Source organism: Hyphomonas sp. BRH_c22 (assembly GCF_000961795.1).
Taxonomy (GTDB): Bacteria; Pseudomonadota; Alphaproteobacteria; order Caulobacterales; family Hyphomonadaceae; genus Hyphomonas.
The window spans coordinates 1-22,038 of record NZ_LADU01000091.1 but is presented as its reverse complement, the minus strand read 5'-3'; the positions used below and the strand labels follow the sequence as shown (position 1 = coordinate 22,038).

21 protein-coding genes are annotated in these 22,038 nt (G+C 62.1%); 15 read left to right on the top strand and 6 right to left on the bottom strand.

The window, feature by feature from the left end:
• The first annotated feature begins 6 nt into the window (after positions 1-6).
• From murD to VR74_RS12560, 3 genes are read left to right on the top strand one after another with little or no spacing between them, the layout of a single operon-like run.
• On the top strand, positions 7-1,422 hold the full coding sequence (murD, locus tag VR74_RS12570; RefSeq protein ID WP_045697299.1) for a UDP-N-acetylmuramoyl-L-alanine--D-glutamate ligase: 1,416 nt from the start codon (positions 7-9) through the stop codon (positions 1,420-1,422).
• Positions 1,419-2,570 carry a putative peptidoglycan glycosyltransferase FtsW gene (locus tag VR74_RS12565; RefSeq protein ID WP_045697297.1) on the top strand — a complete coding sequence of 384 codons (1,152 nt, stop codon included), beginning with the start codon at positions 1,419-1,421 and terminating at the stop codon, positions 2,568-2,570. Before murD ends, VR74_RS12565 begins: the two co-directional genes overlap by 4 nt.
• A complete protein-coding gene (locus VR74_RS12560) occupies positions 2,563-3,663 on the top strand; it encodes a UDP-N-acetylglucosamine--N-acetylmuramyl-(pentapeptide) pyrophosphoryl-undecaprenol N-acetylglucosamine transferase (protein ID WP_045697296.1) in 1,101 nt (366 codons plus the stop codon). Before VR74_RS12565 ends, VR74_RS12560 begins: the two co-directional genes overlap by 8 nt.
• On the opposite strand, the gene VR74_RS12555 is transcribed toward VR74_RS12560, so the two are convergent.
• Positions 3,660-4,142: a DUF3291 domain-containing protein gene (locus VR74_RS12555; RefSeq protein WP_045697294.1), complete on the bottom strand. Its 483-nt coding sequence runs from the start codon at positions 4,140-4,142 to the stop codon at positions 3,660-3,662. The genes VR74_RS12560 and VR74_RS12555 overlap by 4 nt on opposite strands.
• Before the next feature lie 197 nt (positions 4,143-4,339).
• Between VR74_RS12555 and murC the strand changes: the two genes are divergently transcribed.
• Entirely contained in the window at positions 4,340-5,761 is a 1,422-nt protein-coding gene (gene murC, locus VR74_RS12550) for a UDP-N-acetylmuramate--L-alanine ligase (RefSeq protein WP_045697292.1), read from the top strand.
• Between the two features lie 146 nt (positions 5,762-5,907).
• Complete coding sequence (locus tag VR74_RS12545) at positions 5,908-7,392, top strand: MFS transporter (protein ID WP_045697290.1); 1,485 nt, start codon at positions 5,908-5,910, stop codon at positions 7,390-7,392.
• 37 nt (positions 7,393-7,429) lie between these two features.
• On the opposite strand, the gene VR74_RS12540 is transcribed toward VR74_RS12545, so the two are convergent.
• The 3 genes from VR74_RS12540 to VR74_RS12530 form a co-directional block, all read right to left on the bottom strand.
• Positions 7,430-8,041 carry a TadE/TadG family type IV pilus assembly protein gene (locus VR74_RS12540; protein ID WP_299950399.1) on the bottom strand — a complete coding sequence of 204 codons (612 nt, stop codon included), beginning with the start codon at positions 8,039-8,041 and terminating at the stop codon, positions 7,430-7,432.
• Positions 8,042-8,045: 4 nt separating this feature from the next.
• Positions 8,046-8,606: a TadE/TadG family type IV pilus assembly protein gene (locus tag VR74_RS12535; RefSeq protein WP_299950398.1), complete on the bottom strand. Its 561-nt coding sequence runs from the start codon at positions 8,604-8,606 to the stop codon at positions 8,046-8,048.
• Between the two features lie 182 nt (positions 8,607-8,788).
• Positions 8,789-9,232, bottom strand: a complete 444-nt coding sequence (locus tag VR74_RS12530) for a pilus assembly protein N-terminal domain-containing protein (protein ID WP_045697288.1) — start codon at positions 9,230-9,232, stop codon at positions 8,789-8,791.
• A 273-nt stretch (positions 9,233-9,505) separates the two neighbouring features.
• On the opposite strand from VR74_RS12530, the gene VR74_RS12525 reads away from it, so the two are divergent.
• The 9 genes from VR74_RS12525 (at position 9,506) to VR74_RS12485 (ending at position 18,629) form a co-directional block, all read left to right on the top strand.
• The gene (locus tag VR74_RS12525; protein WP_045697286.1) at positions 9,506-9,673 is read left to right on the top strand and encodes a Flp family type IVb pilin; all 168 of its coding nucleotides are present in this window, start codon (positions 9,506-9,508) and stop codon (positions 9,671-9,673) included.
• 174 nt (positions 9,674-9,847) lie between these two features.
• The gene (locus tag VR74_RS12520) at positions 9,848-10,363 is read left to right on the top strand and encodes a prepilin peptidase (RefSeq protein WP_045697284.1); all 516 of its coding nucleotides are present in this window, start codon (positions 9,848-9,850) and stop codon (positions 10,361-10,363) included.
• A 101-nt stretch (positions 10,364-10,464) separates the two neighbouring features.
• Positions 10,465-11,307 carry a Flp pilus assembly protein CpaB gene (gene cpaB, locus VR74_RS12515; protein WP_045697283.1) on the top strand — a complete coding sequence of 281 codons (843 nt, stop codon included), beginning with the start codon at positions 10,465-10,467 and terminating at the stop codon, positions 11,305-11,307.
• A gap of 2 nt (positions 11,308-11,309) precedes the next feature.
• Positions 11,310-12,884: a type II and III secretion system protein family protein gene (locus VR74_RS12510; protein WP_045697281.1), complete on the top strand. Its 1,575-nt coding sequence runs from the start codon at positions 11,310-11,312 to the stop codon at positions 12,882-12,884.
• A gap of 20 nt (positions 12,885-12,904) precedes the next feature.
• Positions 12,905-13,609, top strand: a complete 705-nt coding sequence (locus VR74_RS21020; RefSeq protein ID WP_299950396.1) for a CpaD family pilus assembly lipoprotein — start codon at positions 12,905-12,907, stop codon at positions 13,607-13,609.
• A 30-nt stretch (positions 13,610-13,639) separates the two neighbouring features.
• Positions 13,640-15,040 (top strand): AAA family ATPase, encoded by a 1,401-nt coding sequence (locus VR74_RS12500; RefSeq protein WP_045697280.1) that lies wholly within the window; start codon positions 13,640-13,642, stop codon positions 15,038-15,040.
• A 23-nt stretch (positions 15,041-15,063) separates the two neighbouring features.
• Positions 15,064-16,554: an ATPase, T2SS/T4P/T4SS family gene (locus VR74_RS12495; protein WP_045697278.1), complete on the top strand. Its 1,491-nt coding sequence runs from the start codon at positions 15,064-15,066 to the stop codon at positions 16,552-16,554.
• A 3-nt stretch (positions 16,555-16,557) separates the two neighbouring features.
• Positions 16,558-17,589 carry a type II secretion system F family protein gene (locus VR74_RS12490; protein ID WP_299950392.1) on the top strand — a complete coding sequence of 344 codons (1,032 nt, stop codon included), beginning with the start codon at positions 16,558-16,560 and terminating at the stop codon, positions 17,587-17,589.
• A gap of 11 nt (positions 17,590-17,600) precedes the next feature.
• On the top strand, positions 17,601-18,629 hold the full coding sequence (locus tag VR74_RS12485; RefSeq protein WP_045697277.1) for a type II secretion system F family protein: 1,029 nt from the start codon (positions 17,601-17,603) through the stop codon (positions 18,627-18,629).
• An 82-nt stretch (positions 18,630-18,711) separates the two neighbouring features.
• Here the strand turns inward: VR74_RS12485 and VR74_RS12480 are convergent, their stop codons facing one another.
• A complete protein-coding gene (locus tag VR74_RS12480; RefSeq protein WP_045697275.1) occupies positions 18,712-19,677 on the bottom strand; it encodes a tetratricopeptide repeat protein in 966 nt (321 codons plus the stop codon).
• 118 nt (positions 19,678-19,795) lie between these two features.
• Between VR74_RS12480 and VR74_RS12475 the strand changes: the two genes are divergently transcribed.
• Positions 19,796-21,160 (top strand): leucyl aminopeptidase family protein, encoded by a 1,365-nt coding sequence (locus VR74_RS12475; protein WP_299950390.1) that lies wholly within the window; start codon positions 19,796-19,798, stop codon positions 21,158-21,160.
• Here VR74_RS12475 and VR74_RS12470 read toward each other — a convergent pair.
• A complete protein-coding gene (locus VR74_RS12470; protein ID WP_299950388.1) occupies positions 21,148-21,822 on the bottom strand; it encodes a hypothetical protein in 675 nt (224 codons plus the stop codon). The two genes, VR74_RS12475 and VR74_RS12470, sit on opposite strands and share 13 nt — an antisense overlap.
• Positions 21,823-22,038 lie beyond the last annotated feature (216 nt).

The window sequence follows — 22,038 nt, the reverse complement described above, 5'->3', positions numbered from 1 at the left end:
CACCCCATGATCCCCATTACGGAATACGCAGGACGGGATGTCGCCGTGTTCGGCCTTGGCCGGACAGGCCTCAGCGCAGCAAAAGCGCTGAAGGCTGGCGGCGCGCGCGTGCATGCGTGGGACGATAATGAGGACACGCGCAACAAGGCCGAAGCGGCTGGCGTGACCCTGTCGGACATCAACAAGCGCGACTGGCAGACCTTTGCCGCGCTGGTCCTGTCGCCGGGCATTCCCTACAAGTTTCCGGCGCCGCACCGCATCGTGCGCATGGCCGAAATGACCGGCGTGCCGGTTGTCGGCGACATGGAGCTGTTTGCGCGCGCCGTGCAGTCGCTTCCCGAACGCGGCCGTCCGAAGATCATCGGCATCACCGGAACGAACGGAAAATCGACCACGACGGCCCTGATCGGTCATATCCTGAAACAGGCCGGGCGTGACGCGCGCATCGGCGGCAATATCGGCACCGGCGTGCTGGACCTTGCCGCGCTGCATGCCAACGCCGTCTATGTGCTGGAACTGTCCTCCTATCAGCTGGACCTGGTGAAAAGCCTGCATTGCGACATTGCCGTCCTGCTCAACATGAGCCCGGACCATCTCGACCGGCATGGCGGCATGGAAGGCTACCAGGCCGCCAAGATGCGCATCTTCCAGAACCAGGAGCCGGGCGACGTGGCGATTGTCGGCTTCGATGACGTGATCACGCAGTCCATCGCCATCGGACTGGCCGGGCAGGGCAAGGGCCGTGTTGTCCATGCCTCCTCGACCTATTCGCTTGGCCGGGGCGTCAGCGCCATTGACGGGCGCCTGTATGACAACCAGTCCGGCAAGGCTGAACTGATCGGCAACCTGGCCGACTGTCCGTCCCTGCCGGGCACCCACAATCACCAGAACGCCGCCGCCGCCTATGCGGCCTGCCGTGCGCTCGGCGTGGACCAGCAGGTCATCATGGCGGGCCTGAAATCCTTCCCCGGCCTGCCGCACCGCCTGGAGACGGTTGGCGAAGTCGACGGCGTCAGGTTCATCAATGATTCCAAGGCCACCAATGCGCAAGCCGCCGAGCAGGCGCTGAAGGCCTTCAAGCATGTCTACTGGATCGCCGGCGGCGTGCCGAAGGCCGAAGGCATTGCGCCGCTTGAGCCGCTGTTCCCGAACATTGCGAAAGCCTACCTGATCGGTGACGCCGAAGACGCGTTCGCGATGACGCTGAAGGGCAAGGTCGCCCTGCAGAAATGCGGCACGATGGAAAAAGCGGTGGAAGCCGCGCTGCGCGATGCGAAGGGCGCAGGCGACGCGCAGCCGATCGTGCTGTTGTCGCCAGCCTGTGCGAGTTTCGACCAGTATCGCGATTTCGAGCATCGCGGCGATGATTTCCGCTCGATTGTCCAGTCGATGATGCCGCATGAGATCAAGGTGATGGCTTGAACGCAGCCCCGACCACCCTGCAGTTCGCCCGGTCCGATACGTCATGGCTGACCGAATGGCGACGTACGGTTGACTGGGGGCTGATGGGCGGGGCGTTCTTCCTGATGGCGATCGGACTTCTCCTGTCGCTGGCGGCCGGGCCGACCGCTGCCAAGCGCATCGGTTACGACCAGGAATATTTCTTTGTGATCCGGCAGGCCGCCTTCGCCGTGTCTGCGGCCGTCATCCTGATCGCGTTCAGCATGCTCAACCAGGCCTGGGCGCGCCGGGCGGCGACCGCGATCTTCATTGTCGCGCTGTTGCTGATGGTGTGGATCCTGGTGTTCGGATACGAGGCGAAAGGCGCGCAGCGCTGGCTCCGCATTGCCGGCTTTTCCCTGCAGCCGAGCGAAATGGTCAAGCCTGCGCTGATCGTGCTGAGCGGCTGGCTGCTGGCCCAGCGTCAAGCCTATCCGAGCGGCCCCTGGGCAGTCATTGCCTTTGTGTTTTACGCGGTCACCCTGGGCCTGTTGCTGCTGCAGCCCGATGTCGGCCAGGCAGCCCTGCTGACGGCGGCGTTCGTGATCACCTTCTTCATCAGCGGCCTGCCGTGGAAATGGGCGGCGGCATTTGCGGGTGGCGGCGCAGGTCTCGCGGGCCTCCTCTATGCGCTGCTGCCGCATGTGCGCGTGCGGGTGAACAGTTTCGTCAATCCGACGCAATACGACACCTACCAGATCGACAAGGCGGCCGAGGCCATCGGGCGCGGCGGCCTGTTCGGCGTCGGGCCGGGGGAGGGGCTGGTCAAGGCCAGCCTGCCGGACGCGCACACCGATTTCATCTTCTCGGTCATGGTCGAGGAATTCGGGCTGGTTGCCGCAATCGTCCTGCTCGCGGTCTTCTCGCTGATGGTGCTGCGCGGCTTCCGGGCGGCGGCCCGGCTCGATGACGGCTATGCCCGTGCGGCGGCGGCCGGGCTGTTTTCACTCTTCGGCCTTCAGGCCGCCATCAACATTGCCGTCAATGTGGCCCTGATCCCTCCAAAGGGCATGACATTGCCTTTTGTGTCATATGGAGGCTCCTCGATGATCGGCACGGCATTGACACTCGGGCTTGCACTGGCACTTGTGCGCGGACAGGGTACGCGCATAAGAGGCAGGTATGGCTGAGCTAGACACCGGAAAACTGGTGATAATTGCAGCAGGCGGTACCGGCGGACACATGTTCCCGGCGCGCGCCTTTGCTGACGAAATGCGCGCGCGCGGATGGAGGGTGGGGTTGATCTCCGACCACCGGGGTCTTCGCTATGCGACCGATTTTCCGGCTGAGTGGAAGGAGGAGGTGCAAGCCGCCTCGCCGAACTTCCGCAAGCCCTGGACGCTGCCATCGGCCGCCCTGAAGATCAGGGCCGGCATCGGCCGTGCGGCGCGCCTGATGAAGGACACACAGCCGGCCCTGGTGGCGGGGTTCGGCGGCTATCCGGCCTATCCTGCGCTGGCGGCGGCGAAGAAGCTTGGCGTGCCAATCATCATCCATGAACAGAACGCCGTGCTTGGCCGGGTGAACCGGCAGTTCGCGCAGCATGCAAAATTTGTCGCGAGCGGGTTCAACCGGCTCGATTACCTGCCGAGAGGGGCGGCGCATATGCCGATCGGCAACCCGGTTCGGGCGCCGATCGTCGAGATGCGCGAGGCGCCTTATCCCCCGACGGACGGCAAGCTTGTCCTGTTCGTGACGGGGGGCAGCCAGGGGTCCAGCATTATCGGCGATACCGTTCCGCTGGCGGTTGCGGATTATGTCCCTGCCTTGCTGCGCGGACGCCTGAAAGTGGTGCAGCAGGTGCGGCCAGAGCAGATGGAGGGCGTGCGCAACATCTACCGGCGGGCCCAGGTCGATGCGGACCTTGCGCCGTTTTTTGCCGACATGCCGGAACGGCTTGCTTCGGCGCATCTCGTCGTGGCGCGGTCAGGCGCCGGCACGGTGAGTGAACTGGCAGTCGTGGGACGCCCGTCCATCCTGATCCCGCTGGCGATCGCTATGGATGACCACCAGGCCGCCAATGCCGAGGCGCTGACGGATGTCGAGGCGGCTGACATGCTGCTGGAGAGCAACCTCTATCCGAAGCTGCTGGGCAGCCTGATCGCCGTGCGGCTTGCGCATGGCGACGACCTGCGCAAGCGGGCGGCAGCGGCGAAATCGGTCGGCAAGGTGAATGCGGCGAGCGACCTGGCCGACATGGCCGAGCGGGTCGCCGAGCTTTAGGCCGCCGAGGGGCGGCACCCATGCGTCTTGTGCATTTGGGCTGCGCGCAACCAGTCCCAGCCGAAGGCTGCATCGGAATCGCCGTCACGCTCGCGGGCAGCCAGCCGTTCCAGCGCCTCTTCCAGTGACGGCGTGTGGCCAGCCGGCACCCACCACATGACGAAATGCATGCCGCCAAGGATCTCGAACCATTCTTCGCGGCGCTCATAGAACTTGCGGTGGAGGCTGCCCCAGACGAACCGCTCGAGGCTCCCGACATCTTCCCACACGGTGAGGTTCGCAACGAATTGGGGGTCTCCGCCGATCTTGGCGTCCGTATTGCCTTTGCCGGGTTCGCCCGAGCCTTCCATCATCCAGACAAAGCCGGGCATCTGTTTCCCAAGCCCGTTGATCAGGTCGAGACTGTCCATGAATTCCCTGACCCGCGGGTCGTCTGTCGGCGCCACGAGGCGCCCGACATTGAGTTCGGCCAGATGCATTTTCTTTGAATTTCCCTCTTGCCCTCAAAGCTTCGCAAAGGTCGCCCGGTTAAGCCTATCATTCGCCACGATTGCCATCGAAGTTATCAGTTGAGGTGACACTGGCGGGATCTCAATGGTTCGGGGTCCTTGCGTCCCGAACGGCCAGCACGGTATCGCTATCACTGACTTTTTTCTCTGACTGGATCGGTTCGCGCATGACATCTCCCACCCCTTTCGATCTCGGCCCGGCGCATATTGTCGGCATTGGCGGCATCGGCATGTCGGGCATTGCCGACGTGATGCTGACCATGGGCTACCAGGTGCAGGGCTCTGACATTTCCGACAGCGCCAATGTGCAGCGCCTGCGCGAGAAGGGGGCCAGTGTTTTCATCGGGCATCGCGCCGAGAACGTCAAAGGCGCCGGAACGGTGATCATTTCCTCGGCGATCAGGAAGGACAATCCGGAAGTGCTGGCCGCGCGCGCGGCGGGCATTCCCGTTGTGCGGCGGTCCAACATGCTGGCCGAGATCACGCGGCTCAAATACACGGTCTGCATTGCGGGCACCCATGGCAAGACCACGACGACGAGCATGGTGGCCTGCCTGCTGGATGGCTGCGGGATTGACCCGACCGTCATCAATGGCGGGATCATCCATGCCTACGGCTCGAACTACAAGGCCGGCGAGAGCGACTGGATGGTGGTGGAAAGCGACGAGAGCGACGGCACATTCGCCAAGCTGCACCCGACCTGCGCCATCGTGACGAATATCGATCCGGAACACATGGATCATTACGGCTCGATGGACCGGCTGCGCGAAGCCTTTGATACATTTGTGGAAAACCTGCCCTTCTATGGCTTTGCCGTGCTCTGCACCGACCATCCCGAGGTGCAGGACCTGGCGGCGCGCGTCACTGACCGCCGCCGCATCAGCTATGGCTTCAACCGGCAGGCCGATGTGCGGGCGGTGAACCTGAACACCGACCTTGACGGCGCGCATTTCGACGTGGCGCTGCGCCGGCCGGGTTCGGCCAGCCCGCGGATCATCAAGGACCTGACGCTGCCCATGGCAGGCGAGCACAATGTGCAGAACGCGCTGGCGGCGATCACCGTGGCGCTGGAACTCGGCGCGACAGACGAGCAGATCCGGGCCTCACTGGCCGGGTTTGGCGGGGTCAAGCGGCGGTTCACGACGGTGGGCGAATGGGCGCCGAAGGGGGGCGGCGAGGGCGTGGTGCGGATCATTGACGATTACGGCCACCACCCGGTCGAGATTGCCGCCGTGCTCAAGGCGGCCCGCGCCATGCTTGGTCAGGGCCAGCTGATCGCCGTCTGCCAGCCGCACCGCTACACCCGCCTGCGCGACCTGTTCGATGAATTCTCCCGCTGCTTTGACGCCGCCGATGACGTGTTCGTCGCGCCGGTCTACGAGGCGGGCGAAACGCCGATCGAGGGCATCACCCACGAGACGCTGGTTGCCAGCATCCGGCGGCACGGCCACCGGGGCGCCCATGTGCTGGCCTCGCTGGATGACCTGCCCGAAGCGATCAGGGGCATTGCCAAGCCGGGCGGCATGGTTGTCTGCCTCGGGGCTGGGGACATCACCAAATATGCCGGGGAACTGGCCGACAAGCTCTGACCGGGGCAGTCGCCACACCCGGAGTTTACCCTACGCGAACAGGCCGGAAGCCGCCAAATCACTTTCCTCGCAGCGCGGAATATCGCACGGTTGGAAAAAGACGGCGAACAATGATGCCGCAGACCGACCCGGGAGATTGTCGCCGAATGACTGATACGATAGCCGCAGTGCCATTGTCCGATAGCCCTGCGAAACAGGAAGCTGTGAGCGGAGGACCCTTTGGCATCAAGGGGTTGGCCTGGGCGATCTTCGAGGGCGGGCGCAACCCGTACTACAATCTCATCGTCATCTACATCTTTGCCCCGTATTTCGCCGAAGTCATGGTAGGCGGCGGCGAGCTGGGCCTGACCCTGTCGGGCCTGACGATTACCATGGCGGGTATTGTGACGGCTCTGACGGCGCCATTCCTCGGCGTGGTCGCGGACAAGGCGGGCCGGCGAAAGCCCCTTATTTTCGTGTTCATGGCGGTTATGGCCGCGTGTTCGTTCGCGCTCTGGTGGGCCCGTCCTGAAGGCCCGTTGACCATGTGGCCGACCATGGCGGTGCTGGCGATTGCCTATTGCTGCTATGGCTATTCCGAAGTGCTTCACAATGCGATGCTGCCGGCGGCGGGGCGGCCAAGCGCGCTGCCGATCATTTCCGGTCTCGGCCTGTCCATGGGCAACGTGCTGAGCGTTGGAATCCTGATCTTCTTCCTGTTCGGCCTGTTGCTGCCGGGATCCGGTCTGCCTTTCGCGGCCGATTCTCAGCTCATCCCGCTGGACCGGGCAACGCATGAGCCACAGCGTTTTGCGGGGCCTTTTGTGGCGGTCTGGATGACATTGCTGCTGATTCCCTTCTTCGTGTTCATGCCGGACGGATTGAGCAGGGGGCTGACCTGGAAACAGGCGGCCGGAGACGTGTTCCGGGGCGAGGACCGCAATTCGGGCAAGCCGCAAACGCTGATGCAGCGTGCAAGCGTCTTCAAGAATTACCTGGCCCAGCTGTTCCGGGAGCATCCTCAGACGATGCGGTTCCTGATTGCCCGCACGATCTATGCTGACGCGATGGCGGCCTTGCTGACGCTTGGCGCCGTATTCGCCAAGACCTTCCTGGGCTGGAGCGTCGTCGAGATCCTGTTCTTCGGGATCACCGGTGTCCTGTTCGGAGCCGTTGGCGGTTTCGTGGGCGGCGCGCTGGACCGTCTGCTGGGGCCGAAGCTGGCGCTTGTCTGGGAAATCAGCGCGCTGACCATCCTGCTGCTCCTGCAGCTGTCGATCACGCCGGATTCCCTGCTGTTCGGACTGATCCCGAGCGGGGAGCCGATCTGGGGCAGCCCGTTCTTCGATACCCTGTCTGACGTGACCTATTTCCTGTTCGTGATTCCGGTGGCGATTGCCGTCGTGGCGTCGATTTCATCCAGCCGCTACATGCTGGTGCATATCGCGCCGCATGACCGGATCGGTGAATTCTTCGGGCTCTATGCCATTGCCGGGACCGTAACGGTGTGGATGGGACCGGGCATTGTCAGCCTGCTGACCTGGCTGACGGGGAACCAGCGCATCGGCATGGGCGGTATCGGCTTCATGTTCCTGCTGGGGCTGATCATCCTGTGGAAAGTTCACGCGCCAAAGCGGGGCTTTGACGCGTGACGCTCAGGATCAGTTCGAAGTCTGTTGGGCCGCCAGCCTAGCTGGTTGGCCCGAAGGACGTGCCGTCACCATCCGGTTTGTGGGTTCGGCTGATTTCTGTCACGCGGCGCGGGCGCAGGTAGAACTTGTCCGCAACGGTGCGTTCCGTTTTCAGGACGTAGCCGAACGGGCTCTTGTAGCTGAACTGGACTTCAGCCACGATCGCCGATCCGGGGGAAGGGATGATGCCTGCCGGCACGGTGACCACAGAGCCTTCCGTCAGTGCAGTCATCGCGTAAGCGTCCGACCAGGCGACCTTGGTGACACCATCGCCATCATCGACAATGCTCGAGATACGCATGCTGCCGGCTTCGGCATCATAGGGCTGCATCATGACTTTCGCCGCAGCAAACATCTCGGCCATGTCGTCATCGGTGACCGTTGCCAGGCGGGCGGTCAGGTCTCCGAGGCTCGCACTGGTCGACGTGACACGGCGATCCATGCGCATCAGGAAGCTGAGCTCGATACAGCCGAAATAGATCAGGATCATGAGCGGGGCGATAATCGCGAATTCGACGGCTGACACGCCCTGCTCGTTATAGTGCAGGCCCTGGATGCCGCGCCATTTGAGACGCGGGCCCATCCGGGAAAGGAAAGTCTTGGCAGGCATGGGTCTAGTCTCCAAAGGGTTCGTTGCGGAACACGGCATTGCCCTGCACGACGTATTTCGAACCATTCATGTTTGCGAGCGGAGCGGTCAGGACCGGCGTTATCAGGTTCCATTCGTAGAACACGCGCACGGCAACGATGTCGTTCGGGCCGCCGGGATCGTAGGTAAAGCCGCCATCGTCGAAATCGCCATCGGCATTGATCGGCGACGTCAGGTTGGCGGCGCCGAAATTGTCGATGGCCTGGACGTCGATGTGCAGCTTGTCGTCGCAATCAAGCAGGCCGAAGAACTTGTCACAGACCGTGGTCCGGAAATTCTGCTCGTTGAAACCGCTTTCCTGGGCCTGTCCTGTGCGGATCTGGCGGGAAGCTTCCTGTACGGCGTGCTCCATGACCGTCGCGACGATGAACAGGAGGCAAACCTCGAGCAGGCCGAAGACCAGCAGGAAGAAGGGAACGGCCACCATCGCGAATTCCACGGCCGCCACACCGCGGCGGTCGTCGGTGTACGCAGTCCACTTCGCCATGAGGCGCGGTGCGAGTATGCCGAAACGGCTGTTGAACATGATCTAACCCCGGACAGACGATTGTGTCAGACAGACGGGATACCAGAACTGGGTTTGCGTACGGTTTATCCGATGCGGGAAATTTCATCGAATGGCTGGCGCAAGGCTGGCAGGCCGCGGCGCGCAGCAAAACGGCCATATCCGGAGACATGGCCGTGGCAAGGTCAATGAAGGGCGCGGAATCAGTTCCCGCTGTTCATTTCCTGCACGTTCTGGTGCTGCTCCGAAAGGGCGCCAAAGTATTCGGCCTGGTCGCCAATGCTGATGACCGGACGGCATTCCGGCGCGCAGTCATATGTATAGTTCTGGCCGGAGCGGTTGACCGTGACGAGATTTGCCGAATTGAGCGTGACAACGACATCTGTGGAATAGATCTGGTCGCCGGCCTTGTTGAACACCATCAGGTTGGTCGTGCCGAAAGACTTGCCTGTAATGAAGATCAGGTTTTCGCTGTGCACGGCGACATCGGCGACATTCTTGTTGCCGAGCACGATGCTGGCAGCAGCCCCCTTGATGCGGACAGGTACGGTCTTGTTGGCTTCAACGGACAATTGCCCGGCTGCAGCTGTCGCGGCGAGCAGCGAGCCCGCCAGTGCCAGGGCGCATGACTTGGTCAGTATGCTCATTTCAGGACTCCACGGATCGCTTTGAGAAAAACATTTGTCTGAAGAAGGTTGCCCGTTTCCTAACCGGCGCGGAATCGCCTGTTCTTGACGTTATATATGCAAGGATCCGAATCAGCGCCCCGGGCCGGGAGGGAGAGTAAACAAATCCCTCATTTGCCTTCACGGATTATCTGTATTCCGTAACGCGATATTGAGAATAGTCCTGTAATTTCAGTACTGTTCCGGAAAGAAAAAAATGTCCGGAACTTTCTTAACGCATGATGGGAGTTTCCAATGTTTGCACGTTTTCTTAAAGACGAGTCCGGCGCCACGGCTATCGAATACGGCCTGATCGCTGCTCTGATCGCTGTTGCTATCATCGGTGGTGTTACCGCCCTTGGTTCGAGCGCCAACAACACGTTCACTGCTATCTCGGGCGAGCTTGACGCCGCTACCGAATAGTAACGATCTCCGAGTTTACTCGGTTCAAGGACAGGCCGTCAGGGAAACCTGGCGGCCTTTTCTTTTGCAGGCTGCCCGCGTCCGGGAGGGGAGCCCCTAATCCCTGCAAGTAAAAACTTCCTTCAGTCTTTTCCGTCACGGTGCGCCCGAAATGACGGCTGGAGGACAAATCCGATGATACTGAGCATTCTGGGGGGCGCGTTCCTGGCCCTGTGCGTTTTTGCAGCAATGCATGATGTCAACCGCCTGACGATTCCCAACTGGCTGAACCTCACACTGGCCGGCCTGTTCATTCCGGCTGCTGCCGTTTCCGGCATTCCCCTGGAAATCATTGGCGGACACCTGATGGTGGCGGCGCTGGCCTTCCTTATCGCATTCGGCCTGTTTGCCTTCAACATTTTCGGAGGAGGGGACGCAAAGATGATTCCGGCCGTGATGCTGTGGATGGGCCCGAATGCCGGGTTCACATTTGTCTTCGTCATGGCGCTGGCGGGCGGAGCGTGCGCGCTCGTCATCCTGTTCGTACGCCGCCTCATGCCTGCAGCAGCCCTGCCGGGAATGATCCGTGCACCCTTTGAAGAGAAGGCGGGCGTGCCATATGGCGTCGCCATTGCAGCCGGCGTGTTTGCCGCCGCCCCGGCGTCCCCATTCCTTGCCAATTTATTAAGCCAAATCAGTAGTTTCAATTAACCAACCCTTAGTGCCCGGCATGGGAATATTAATCTTCGAGTGGGGATTCGGCCTGATCCGGGGCAACCACCACGTTTTGTTATCACAGGGAGTGGCGCCCAATGTCGCCGATGCGTCTTATCATTCTAGTGGGTGCCGCCATTGCCGCCATGGCTGCTGCATTCCTCGTTCGCAACATGGCTGAACCGACCACTGTGACACAGACCGTCACGGAGCTTCAGACCGAAATCCAGACCAAGGAAGTCTCCGAGGTCAAGGTGCTGGTCGCCCGGCGCGACATGGCGATCGGCGACCGCCTTGCGACGTCTGATTTCGAATGGGCGCCATGGCCGGAGATGAGTATCGTCAAGGGCTACCTGACCGAGGCCGACAATTCAGACGCAATCGAACGCATGGCTGGCGCGATCGTCCGCATCCCGATCTACAATCGCGAGCCGATCCTGCCGCAAAAGCTGGTCCTGGCAGATGATTCCAGCCTGATGGCCGCCTTGCTGTCACCGGGAATGCGCGCCATCTCTGTCGAGATCTCGACCGAGTCGGCATCGGGCGGCTTCATCCTGCCAAACGACAAGGTTGACGTCATCCTGACCCATGAAGTGCAGGTGCAGACAGACCAGATGGTCATGGAGCGCCCGATTTCGACGACCATCATCAAGAATGTACGCGTGCTGGCCATCGATCAGGTCTTCAAGCCGGATGAAGGCGGCGGGTCGTCCCAGATCGGCAATACGGCAACGCTGGAAGTGTCCGACAAGGAGGCCGAACTGGTCGCCCTGTCACAGCGCATGGGCACGCTGTCCCTGTCATTGCGGCCCTGGTCGGATGCCGGTGAGGCGATGGCCCGGGATTCCCGCACGGACATGCTCGGCGGGGGCGGCGGGCAGGGCGGTGTCACGATCTACCGCAATGGTGCAGCCACATCGGCTACACTCGGGGGAAGCTGAACATGAAACTGTCTCGTCCGATCAGGTACGGTCTTTTCTCGGCGCTTGCGGCAGCCATGCCGCTGCTGGCTATCGCGACGCCGAATGATCTCGGGGTCAGCATGACCGGGCCGGGCCAGTCGCATGTGTCGCAGGAAGTCACGCTGGGCCTCAACAAGTCGATGATCATCGATCTCGATGCGCCGGCTGCAGACCTTGTGATTACCAATCCCGCCATTGCCGATGCGGTCGTCCAGACCTCGAAGCGGATCATTTTCCGCGGTATCGCCTATGGCCAGACCAACGCCTTTGTCTTCGACCGCGACGGAAACCAGTTGCTGAACCTGGAAATCAATGTCGAAACCGACATGACCAGCCTGCACAAGCTGATTGAACGTCACGTGCCGGACAGCCGGGTGAGCATTGAAGGCATCAATGGCAGCATCCTGCTGACCGGCACCGTCGACAGCCTCTCGCAGGGTGACCAGGTCGAGCGGCTCGTCAGCGCCTTTCTGGGTGGCGGCGAGGATACATCGACGAAGATCGTCAACATGATGGAGGTCTCCGCCAAGGACCAGGTGATGCTGGAAGTGCGGATTGTCGAAATGCAGCGCACCGCGATCAAGCAGCTCGGCATCAATCTTTCCGGCACGCCGGCCTTTGGCGACATGGCCAAGCTCGTCGAGAAGCAGCTGTTCAGCGATACCGACGGCGACGGCATTCCGGAATCGACCGGAACAACAGGGCTTGTACCGGGACTGCCGCAGACATTTTCCGGCAATATCAGCGCCAGCAACAGCTTTCCGATCCAGGGCCAGGCTCTCGGCGGCCTGGGTGGCAGCCTGACCTATTCCAACTATGTCGGCACGGACCTGCAATCGAGCGTTGGCGCGACAATCGACGCGCTGGAGCGCATCGGCATCGTGAAGACGCTGGCAGAACCCAACATTGTTGCGATGTCTGGCGAAGCGGCCAAGTTCCTTGCGGGCGGTGAATTTCCCGTCCCGGTCGGGCAGGACAATAATGGCCGCGTCACGATCGAATTCAAGCCTTACGGTGTGGGTCTGGGCTTTACGCCCGTGGTCCTGTCCGAGGGGCGCATTTCGCTTAAAGTGTCGACCGAAGTCTCCGAGCTGACGAACCAGGGGGCATACCAGGGCGCAACGCAAACCGGGATCGATTCAGACGGCAATCTCATTACGCTGGCCGGTATCACCATTCCGGCGCTGTCTGTCCGGCGGGCTGAATCCGTGATCGAACTGCCGTCGGGCGGCTCGATGATGATGGCCGGCCTGATCCAGTCGAAGACGCGCCAGACACTGGACCAGTTGCCGGGCCTCAAGAAGCTTCCGGTCCTGGGCGCGCTCTTCCAGTCACGCGACTTCCTGCAGGATGAGTCCGAACTGGTGGTCATCGTGACGCCCTACCTGGTCGATCCGACGCAGAAGAACCAGCTGCGCACTCCGGCGGACGGCTTTGCGAACGCCTCCGACGCCAAGACGATCTTCTTCGGCAAGCTGAACGAGCAATACGGCAAGGACGGCGCGCCTGTTGACGCAGAGAATTACCGCTCCCCCGTGGGCTTTATTGAAGAGTAAGGGATATCAGGATGAACCCGATGCTTAAACCAACAACCGTCCTTGTTGCGGCTGGATTTTGCCTCACCGGCCTCGCCGGCTGTGCGAGCCATGCGCCGACAGCCGTGCCGCAATCCTACCTGCAGGGGACTGCGCTGGACCGCAACGCGATTGGCGTGGCGAAACGCACCGAATTCCTCGAAGTGAACATTGATCCTGTCTCGAGCGAGCTGTCGCTGAAGGATCGTGAGCGGATTGAATCCTTTGTGCAGACCTATCGGTCGAAGGGTCACGGACCGCTGATAATGTCGCTTCCGGAAACCAGCGAAAATTCGCAGCTGGCCGTTTCGGCTGTTGTCACGGCACGCGAAATCGCATGGCAGAACGGCGTCGAGTATGACGAAATTGCCGGGAGCAGCCATGGCGCGGACTCAGGCAAGTCCGAGCCGATGATCCTGGCGTTTCAGGTTTATGACGCTGTCGCCCCAGACTGCAAATCCATGGCCGAGTATGACGTGTCGGATGTCCGGTCGAACAATGAGATGCCAAGCCTGGGCTGCTCGGTCCGCACCAACCTGGCAGCCATGATTGCCGATCCTGCCGACCTTCTGGGCCAGCGCGAGATTACTTCAGCCGATCCGCTTCGCCGCAACGTGATCCTCGACAAGTTCCGCCAGGGCGAAAGCACTGCGTCGGCTCGTTCGTCGGATGAATCGGGCACGGTATCTGATGCGGTCAAAGAATAGCCGGCGCCTGAATAAAAGGACGAGAGTATAATGTCGAACGAAAAAGCCCTCTTTGAAGACGACTTCGACTCAGACTTCGATGATGTCTTCGCAGAAGACGCATCGGATGCCGGCCTGACAGCGCCTGCCAATGATCCATTCAGTGCACCAGTCGAAGAGGAACCGGCTGCGATCGATGATCCTGCCACGAAGCCGGTCGAGACAGACCAGCCGATCTTCACGATGCCGGACCAGAATGGCGGCGACGTGCCGCTGCCGGCCATCTCGATCAAGGTGTTCTACGAGCGTGACGAAACCCGCCGGATGCTGGACGTCTGCGCGCGTGACCGCCGCATGGGCCGGGCCACGCTCGAAGCCGTCCCCGGCGGCATTCCGGCGGCTACAGCCTACATGCAGCAGAATCCGACACCCAACCTGCTGATCGTGGAATCGTCCGCCGCAGCGCAGCAGGTTCTGGGCGAGATTGATGCGCTGGCCGAGCATTGCGACGAGAACGTCCAGGTCATGGTGGTTGGCGTGGTCAACGACATCCGGCTCTACCGGCAGCTGGTCGCGCGCGGTGTCAGCGAATATCTCGTGCCGCCATTCGAGCCGATCCAGATCATCCGGGCCATCTCCAACCTGTTTGTTGACCCCGACCGGCCGTTTGTCGGCAAGCAGATCTCCGTGATCGGCGCCAAGGGCGGGGTCGGCTCGTCCACCATCGCGCACAACCTGGCCTGGGCCCTGGCCGAGAATGCGCGCGTCAACACGACACTGGTCGATCTCGACCTGTCATTCGGCACCACCGCACTCGATTTCAACCAGGAAACGCCGCAGACAATCGCGGATGCGCTGCTCGCCCCCGAGCGGGCCGATGATGCGGTGATCGAGCGTCTTCTGGCCAAGGCAACCGACCGCCTGTCGCTGTTCACTGCGCCTGCCACGATCAGCCAGATCATGGATATTCCGGACGAGGCCTTCTCGACGGTCATCGAAAGCGTGCGGCGCAACGTGCCCTACATGGTGCTGGATCTTCCGCACACATGGAGCCGCTGGGTTCAGCGCACCCTCGTGGCGTCGGATGAAGTCATCATTGTCTGCCAGCCGGATCTCGCATCGCTGCGCAACGGCAAGAATTTCATCGACCAGCTCAAGGGCCAGCGCCCGAACGACAATGCGCCGCGCCTCGTGATCAACATGAGCGGCGTTCCCAAGCGCCCGGAAATTCCCATGAAGGATTTTGCGGCGGCCATCGGCGTCGAGCCTGAAATCATCCTGCCATTCGAGCCGGAACTGTTCGGCACGGCGGCCAATAACGGACAGATGATCTCCGAGACGGACGCCACATCGCGCTCGTCCCTGGCAATCGACCACCTGGCATCCGTTCTGACGGGCAGGGCAGTGGCGCAACCCGAGAAGTCGCTCCTCAAAAAGCTTCTTGGCAAATAGAACTCAAGGGAAAGGGCCCGTAAATGGCCTTCGGCAAACGTTCAGGACCCTCCAATGTTACAGCGCCGGCGGCGCCGAAGCCGGCGGCTCCTGTGGCGCAGCCGCGGCCGCAGGCGGTAAAGCCCAAAGTGCCGGATCCCGTGCCTGTAAAGGGCGCGCCCAAGCCAATCGCATCCAAGCCTCCGAAGGCCACCGCACCTGAGGTGAAGCCGGAACCTGTTCGCAAGGTGAACCAGCAATCCGAACAGTATTACGCGACCAAGACAACCATCTTCAACGCCCTGATCGATACGATCGACCTGTCGCAGCTCGCCCAGCTTGACGCCGAGAGCGCGCGCGAGGAAATCCGCGACATCGTTGTCGAAATTATCAGCATCAAGAATGTGGTGATGTCGATTTCCGAGCAGGAACAGCTGCTCGACGATATCTGTAACGACGTGCTTGGCTACGGGCCGCTGGAGCCGCTTCTGGCGCGCGATGACATTGCCGACATCATGGTGAATGGCGCGGACACGACCTATATCGAAGTCAACGGCAAGATCGAGCGGACCAATATCCGCTTCCGTGACAATGCCCAGCTGATGAACATCTGCCAGCGCATCGTGAGCCAGGTTGGCCGCCGCGTCGATGAAAGCTCGCCGATCTGCGACGCGCGCCTTCTGGACGGCAGCCGCGTGAACGTCATTGCGCCGCCCCTTGCGATTGACGGGCCCACGCTGACCATTCGTAAGTTCAAGAAGGACAAGCTGCAGCTGCAGGATCTGGTCAATTTCGGATCGATCAGCGAAGCGGGCGCCGAAGTGCTGCGCATTATCGGCCATTCGCGCTGCAATGTCCTAATCTCCGGCGGTACGGGTTCGGGCAAGACCACGCTGCTCAACTGTCTCACGGCGTTCATCGAACCCGGCGAGCGCGTCATCACCTGCGAAGACTCCGCTGAACTCCAGCTTCAGCAGCCGCACGTTGTGCGCCTGGAAACGCGCCCGCCGAATATTGAAGGTTCGGGTGAGGTCACGATGCGCGAACTGGTCAAGAACTGCCTGCGTATGCGCCCGGAACGCATCATCGTCGGCGAGGTTCGCGGACCCGAAGCGTTCGACCTTCTGCAGGCCATGAACACCGGCCATGACGGTTCGATGGGCACGCTGCACGCCAACAGCCCGCGCGAAGCCCTCAGCCGCGTGGAATCCATGATCACGATGGGCGGCTTCTCGCTGCCCGCCAAGACGATCCGCGAAATGATTGTCGGTTCCATCGACATTGTCGTCCAGGCCTCACGCCTTCGCGACGGTTCGCGCCGCATCATGTGCATCACCGAGGTGATGGGCATGGAAGGGGACACGATTGTCCTTCAGGACATCCTGAAATTCGAAATGGACGGCGAAGACGAGAACGGCAAGATCGTCGGCGTGCACCGTGGCACCGGCGTGGGCCGCCCCCGCTTCTGGGAACGCGCCGCCTATTACAACCTCGAGCGTGAACTGGCTGGCGCTCTCGACGCGCTCGGGAGCTGATCCATGACCAACGAAATGATGATCTATGCCGTGGCAGGCCTCGCCTTCGTGGCGCTGGCAGGCATTGGCCTCGCCTTCACGGGCGGAGAGTCCGATGCCGCGCGCAAGCGGGCAAGGGCCATTGGCGCAGGCACGACGGCCGTCAAGGCCCGCGGCGGCAAGGTGCATGACGAAAATTCGAAGCGCCGCGCCAAGACCCAGGAAATGCTGGATAACCTGCGCAAGCAGGACAAGGAGCGCCGCAAGTCGATCACACCGCGCGACATTGGATCGAAGCTCATGCAGGCTGGCCTCGACATCCCCGTGTCGGCCTTCTGGATCGGCTCGCTCGTGCTCGGTACGCTTTGCGCTGTCCTGATCTACATGTCCGGCGCCGACGGACTGGTAATTGCGGGCATGAGACTGAAGAGCCAGCCGGTAATGGTCACCGGCGCCTTCCTGGCCGGTACTTTGGGTCTGCCCCGTGTGATCCTCGGGTCACTGACCAAACGCCGCCACAAGAAGATGATCAACCAGTTTGCAGATGCGCTGGACATCATCGTGCGAGGTGTGAAGACCGGCCTGCCGCTGAACGAATGTATTCGCATCATCGCCAAGGAATGTCCTGACCCGCTGCGGTCGGAATTCATTTCACTGGCCGACAATCTGGCCATGGGTGCGGGCCTCGAACGCTCGCTGAACCAGTTTTACAAGCGTGTTCCGCTGCAGGAAATCAACTTCTTCTGCATCGTGCTGCTGATCCAGGCCAAGGCAGGGGGCAACCTGTCTGAAGCCCTGGGCAACCTCTCTACGGTTATCCGCTCCCGCAAGATGATGCGGGAAAAGGTCAACGCCCTGTCGTCGGAAGCCAAGGCATCTGCCTCGATCATTGGCGCGTTGCCTTTTGCGGTCGGCCTGATGGTCTTCCTGACGACGCCCGATTACATCATGCAGCTGTTTCTTACCGAAACCGGGCACGTGATCCTGACCGTTGCGGCCACGATGATGACAGTCGGCGTGCTGACGATGAAGAAAATGATTAACTTCGACATGTAAGGTGACGGATAATGTATGATTTCATCCTGTCCTTTACGAAGCCCGATACGCTGGCGGCCTATCTCGTCGCGGCGGCGGTGTTCGCGACATTCGTGACCGTCTTCCTGCCATACCTGAAGGGCGACAAGCTGGAGACGCGCCTCAAGGCCGTATCGAACCAGCGCGAGCGGCTGCGCAAGCAGAGCCGCGCGGCACTTGAAACCAAGAGCCTGCGCCGTGAAGACAAGAGCATGATGGGCTCGGTCTCGTCCAAGCTCAACCTGGCCAAGGCCCTGGAAGATCCCAATGTTGTCAAGCTGATGAACCAGGCGGGCCTGCGCGGCCCAGGCCCGATTTCCGCCTTCTACTTTGCCCGTATGGCGCTGCCTTTTGTCGGCCTGGTCCTGACCTTCATCTATATCTTCTTCATCAATGATCATGGCTTCCAGCCGGTGATGAAATATGGCTCGCTCGCCTTCGGCATGGCGGCCGGTTTCTATGCGCCCAACATCTATGTGAAGAACCTCGCCGGAAAGCGGCAGAAGTCGATCATGCTGGCCTTCCCAGACGCGCTCGACATGCTGCTGATATGCGTCGAGGCCGGCATGTCGATCGAGCTTGGTTTCAACAAGGTGAGCCAGGAAATCGGTTCGGCTTCGCCCGAACTGGCCGAGGAATTCGGCCTGACCGTGGCGGAGCTGTCCTATCTTCCCGATCGCCGGATGGCGTATGACAATCTGGCAGCCCGCACCGGGCATGAAGGCGTGAAAGCCGTCTGCATGGCGCTTTCCCAGGCAGAGCGCTACGGTACGCCGCTGGGTGACGCCCTGCGCGTGATGGCGAAGGAAAACCGCGAAATGCGGATGTCCGCCGCCGAGAAAAAAGCCGCCGCGCTTCCGGCCAAGCTGACAGTTCCGATGATCCTCTTCTTCCTGCCCGTGCTGTTCCTTGTGGTGCTTGGGCCGGCCTATATCAAATACCAGGCGATGCAGAGCAAGAATGATGCTGCGCCTGACGTGACGCAGGTCGCGCCAGACTCGTCCGTGCACGATGTCGCATAGTCAGGCATGGGTCCGCCCATGAAAAAGCCCGCTGGCCAATCGGTCAGCGGGCTTTTTCGTTCCAGGCCGGTGACTTGCCGGATCAGTAGGCGCGGCGCAGGCGCAGTCCGTTCTCGTTTTCCGGGGCCGTAACAGGCGCTGGTTCGTCGGTCACAGGCGTTGATGTGGCGGCGAGGGCCCGTTCGGAATCGGGCGTCAGCCTGCCCGATGGCGCAGGCGGCAGCGCGCCCGGCTCGGCCCGTTCGGCGAGGGCTTCCCATGTCCGGACCGGCTGGACCATTTCGCGCAGCAGGGCGGCGTTCTGTTCAACGATGCTGGCCGGTGCATTGGCTGCACTTGCGTCCTTCATCTCGGCATACTTTCCCTGCAGGCCGAGGACGAGTGCGAGGTTTTCCTTCACACGTGTGGTTGTGTCGGGCTGGGCGTCGGCGAGACGCAGTTTCGCTTCAGCGCCCGTCAGGTCGCCGGACAGGGCCAGCGAGAGCCCGTAATTTGCCAGCGTGGAGGTGCGATTGGGTTCGATGGCAAGTGCGCGCTCATAGGCTCGCTGGGCGTCGGCATGCTGGTCTATCTGGTCGAAGGCCGTGCCGAGCGCAGCCCAGGCCTCGGCGCGCTCCGGTTCGATCTCGCCGGCCTGGTTGAAGGCGCGGGCGGCGGCGCGATAGTCCTGCTGGGTCGACAGGGCCCGGCCGAGCACCATCAGCAGCTCGGCGCTGTCAGGATGGACGACGAGCACGCGCGAGAGCATATCGATGGCGCGGTCATCGCTGCCAATGCCGCGCAGGGCATTGCCGAACGCGATGGCGTTTTCGAGGTTTTCCGGATCCTTTGCGTATTCCTTCGACCAGAAATTGGCCTTGGTCAGCGGGTCTGACCGGTTGGCGGCGGCGACTTCTTCCGGGCTGGCCGGCTTCAAGGCCTCTTCCACCGCGCGCTGCAATTCCGCGTTCGCGGCCTTTTCTTCCTTGGACGCGGTGCTCGCACACCCCGTCACCGTGGCCGCAAGGACCAGCGCGAGGGCTGCCAGTGACGTTTTGGCTCTGGACATGGGCTGGCTCCAAGTATGTATCAGGTGCATCTTCTGCCGATTCTGGCCTGATTGACGTCAAGGTTCGGTTAACAGGAACGGTCTTCTGATTAACAAATTGCCCCGAGAGGCGCCCGCAATGCACAAGAGCTTTATCGCCAAGGCGGCCAAGCCAGCCGCAATACACCTGTTCACGGTTTCCGGGTTCGATTCCCTCGGAGACGACCCGTTCCCCGGCGCGAAGGCGCTGGCAAAGGGGCAGGGCTTCACGGGCGCGGCGGGGCAGCTGGTGATCCAGGCCGGCAAGGACGGACAGGTCAGCCATGTGTTGGCCGGATTGGGCAATGGACACGACGCGCTGGGCGTGGCGGCCGTTGCGGCGAAAATGCCCGAGGGCGACTATGCGATTGCGGCTGATGGCGGGCTGGGCTTCGCGCAGATCGCAGCAGGCTGGGCAGATGGTGCCTACCGGTTCGACCGCTATCTCAGCGAGAAGGCAAAGCCGCCACGGCTCGTGATCCCGGCAGGTGAGGATGCAGGGGCGCTATCGCGTGAAGCCGATGCCGCCGCTCACCTGCGCGACCTGGTGAACACGCCGGCAAGCGACATGGGGCCGGAGGCGCTGCAGGCAGAGCTGGCCGCCCTGGCGAAGCAGTTTGGCGCGACGCTGAAAGTCATCGCAGGGGACGACCTGCTGACGGAGAATTATCCCCTGGTTCACGCTGTCGGCCGGGCGGCCACGTTCGCGCCGCGCTTCCTGGAACTGGAATGGGGCAATCCGGGCCATCCCAAGCTGGCGCTGGTCGGCAAGGGGGTCACGTTCGATTCGGGCGGCCTGAACATCAAGGGCGGCGACGGCATGCGGATCATGAAGAAGGACATGGGCGGTTCGGCCCATGTGATCGCGCTGTCGGAACTGGTCATGGGCAGCGGGTTGAAGGTGCACCTGAAGCTTTACGTGCCGGCGGTGGAGAATGCGATTGCCGGCAATGCCTTCCGGCCGGGCGACATCCTCATGAGCCGCAAGGGCCTGACGGTCGAGATCGACAATACCGATGCCGAAGGGCGCCTGATCCTGGCCGATGCGCTGGCCCGCGCCAGCGAGGATGACCCGGACCTGCTGATCGATTTTGCGACGCTGACAGGCGCGGCGCGGGTGGCGCTGGGGCAGGACCTGGCCCCGCTCTATACCGATGACGAGACGCTGGCGGCGGATGTGCTGGCCGGGTCAAAGGCGAGCGGCGACCCTGTGTGGCGCATGCCGCTCTGGGATCCCTACATGTCGGACCTGAAGAGCCCGATTGCAGACCTGGTGAATTCCGGCGGACGCCAGGCCGGTTCGATCACGGCTGCGCTGTTCCTGAAGCAGTTCGTGTCGGCAAGGAGCTGGGCCCACCTTGATGTCTGGGCCTGGCGCAAGGGCAAGTATGGCCGGCCCGAAGGCGGCGCGCCGACGGGCCTGCGGGCGGTCTGGGCGATGCTGAAAGCGCGTTATTCCGCCTGAGGGGCAACCATGCGGACTTCCGACAGGCGGATCGCTTCGCGGACACGGCCGCGCAGGACCAGTGTGTCGATATTGTCCGGTTCGGCGGCCATGGCGGCCTTGACGTCCTCCAGGGCGAAGTCGAGGTCGCCCTTGTTGAGCCGGGCTTCGGCGCGCAGGTAATGCGCGGTGCCGAATCCGGGGGAGGATTGAAGGGCCGCATCCAGGTCGGATATGGCCTGGGTCCATTGTTCCAGCATGATGTGGGCGCTGGCGCGGTCGACCAGAAGGTTCGGATCATCCGGAATGATTTTCAGGGCGTTCGTGAGCGTCACGATGGCAGCCTCCGGCGCACCCGCGACGAGCCAGGCATTGCCGGCCTGTGTCAGGTAAAGTGCGCGCTGTTCGAGCGTTCCGCCATCGGTCGCATTGGCCAGTTCTTCAAGCCTTGCTGCGCCTTCAGCCTCCTGGCCGAGGGCGATCAGCGAAAGGGCGACGCACTGGCGCGCGCCCGGCCGGTTGCCTTCAAAGCTCCAGGCAAGGGCGTCTTCATAGGCTTCTTCGGGGTTTGCATCGATGCGGGCGATGCAGGTGTCGAGACGGGTGGCCTCGGTCTGGGCGATTCCAGCGCTGACGCTCTGCAGAAGCGCGTAGGAGACCGCGGCGAAGGCGAGGATAGACATGGATAAGAGGCTCCCGGACCTGTAGTAGTGCCTATAGTCATGAGTGGAAGGCCCAGTGCAAATGACAGTTCTGCCATCTCTGCTTTTTGTTTTCGGCATGGGCTATTCGGCGCGCCGGCTGGCGGCGCGGATCGTGCCGCAGGGATGGCGGGTGACGGGGACGACACGGGGGCGCGCAGGGCGTCCGGGCGAGGGGGCTGAGGGGGTTGAAGGGGT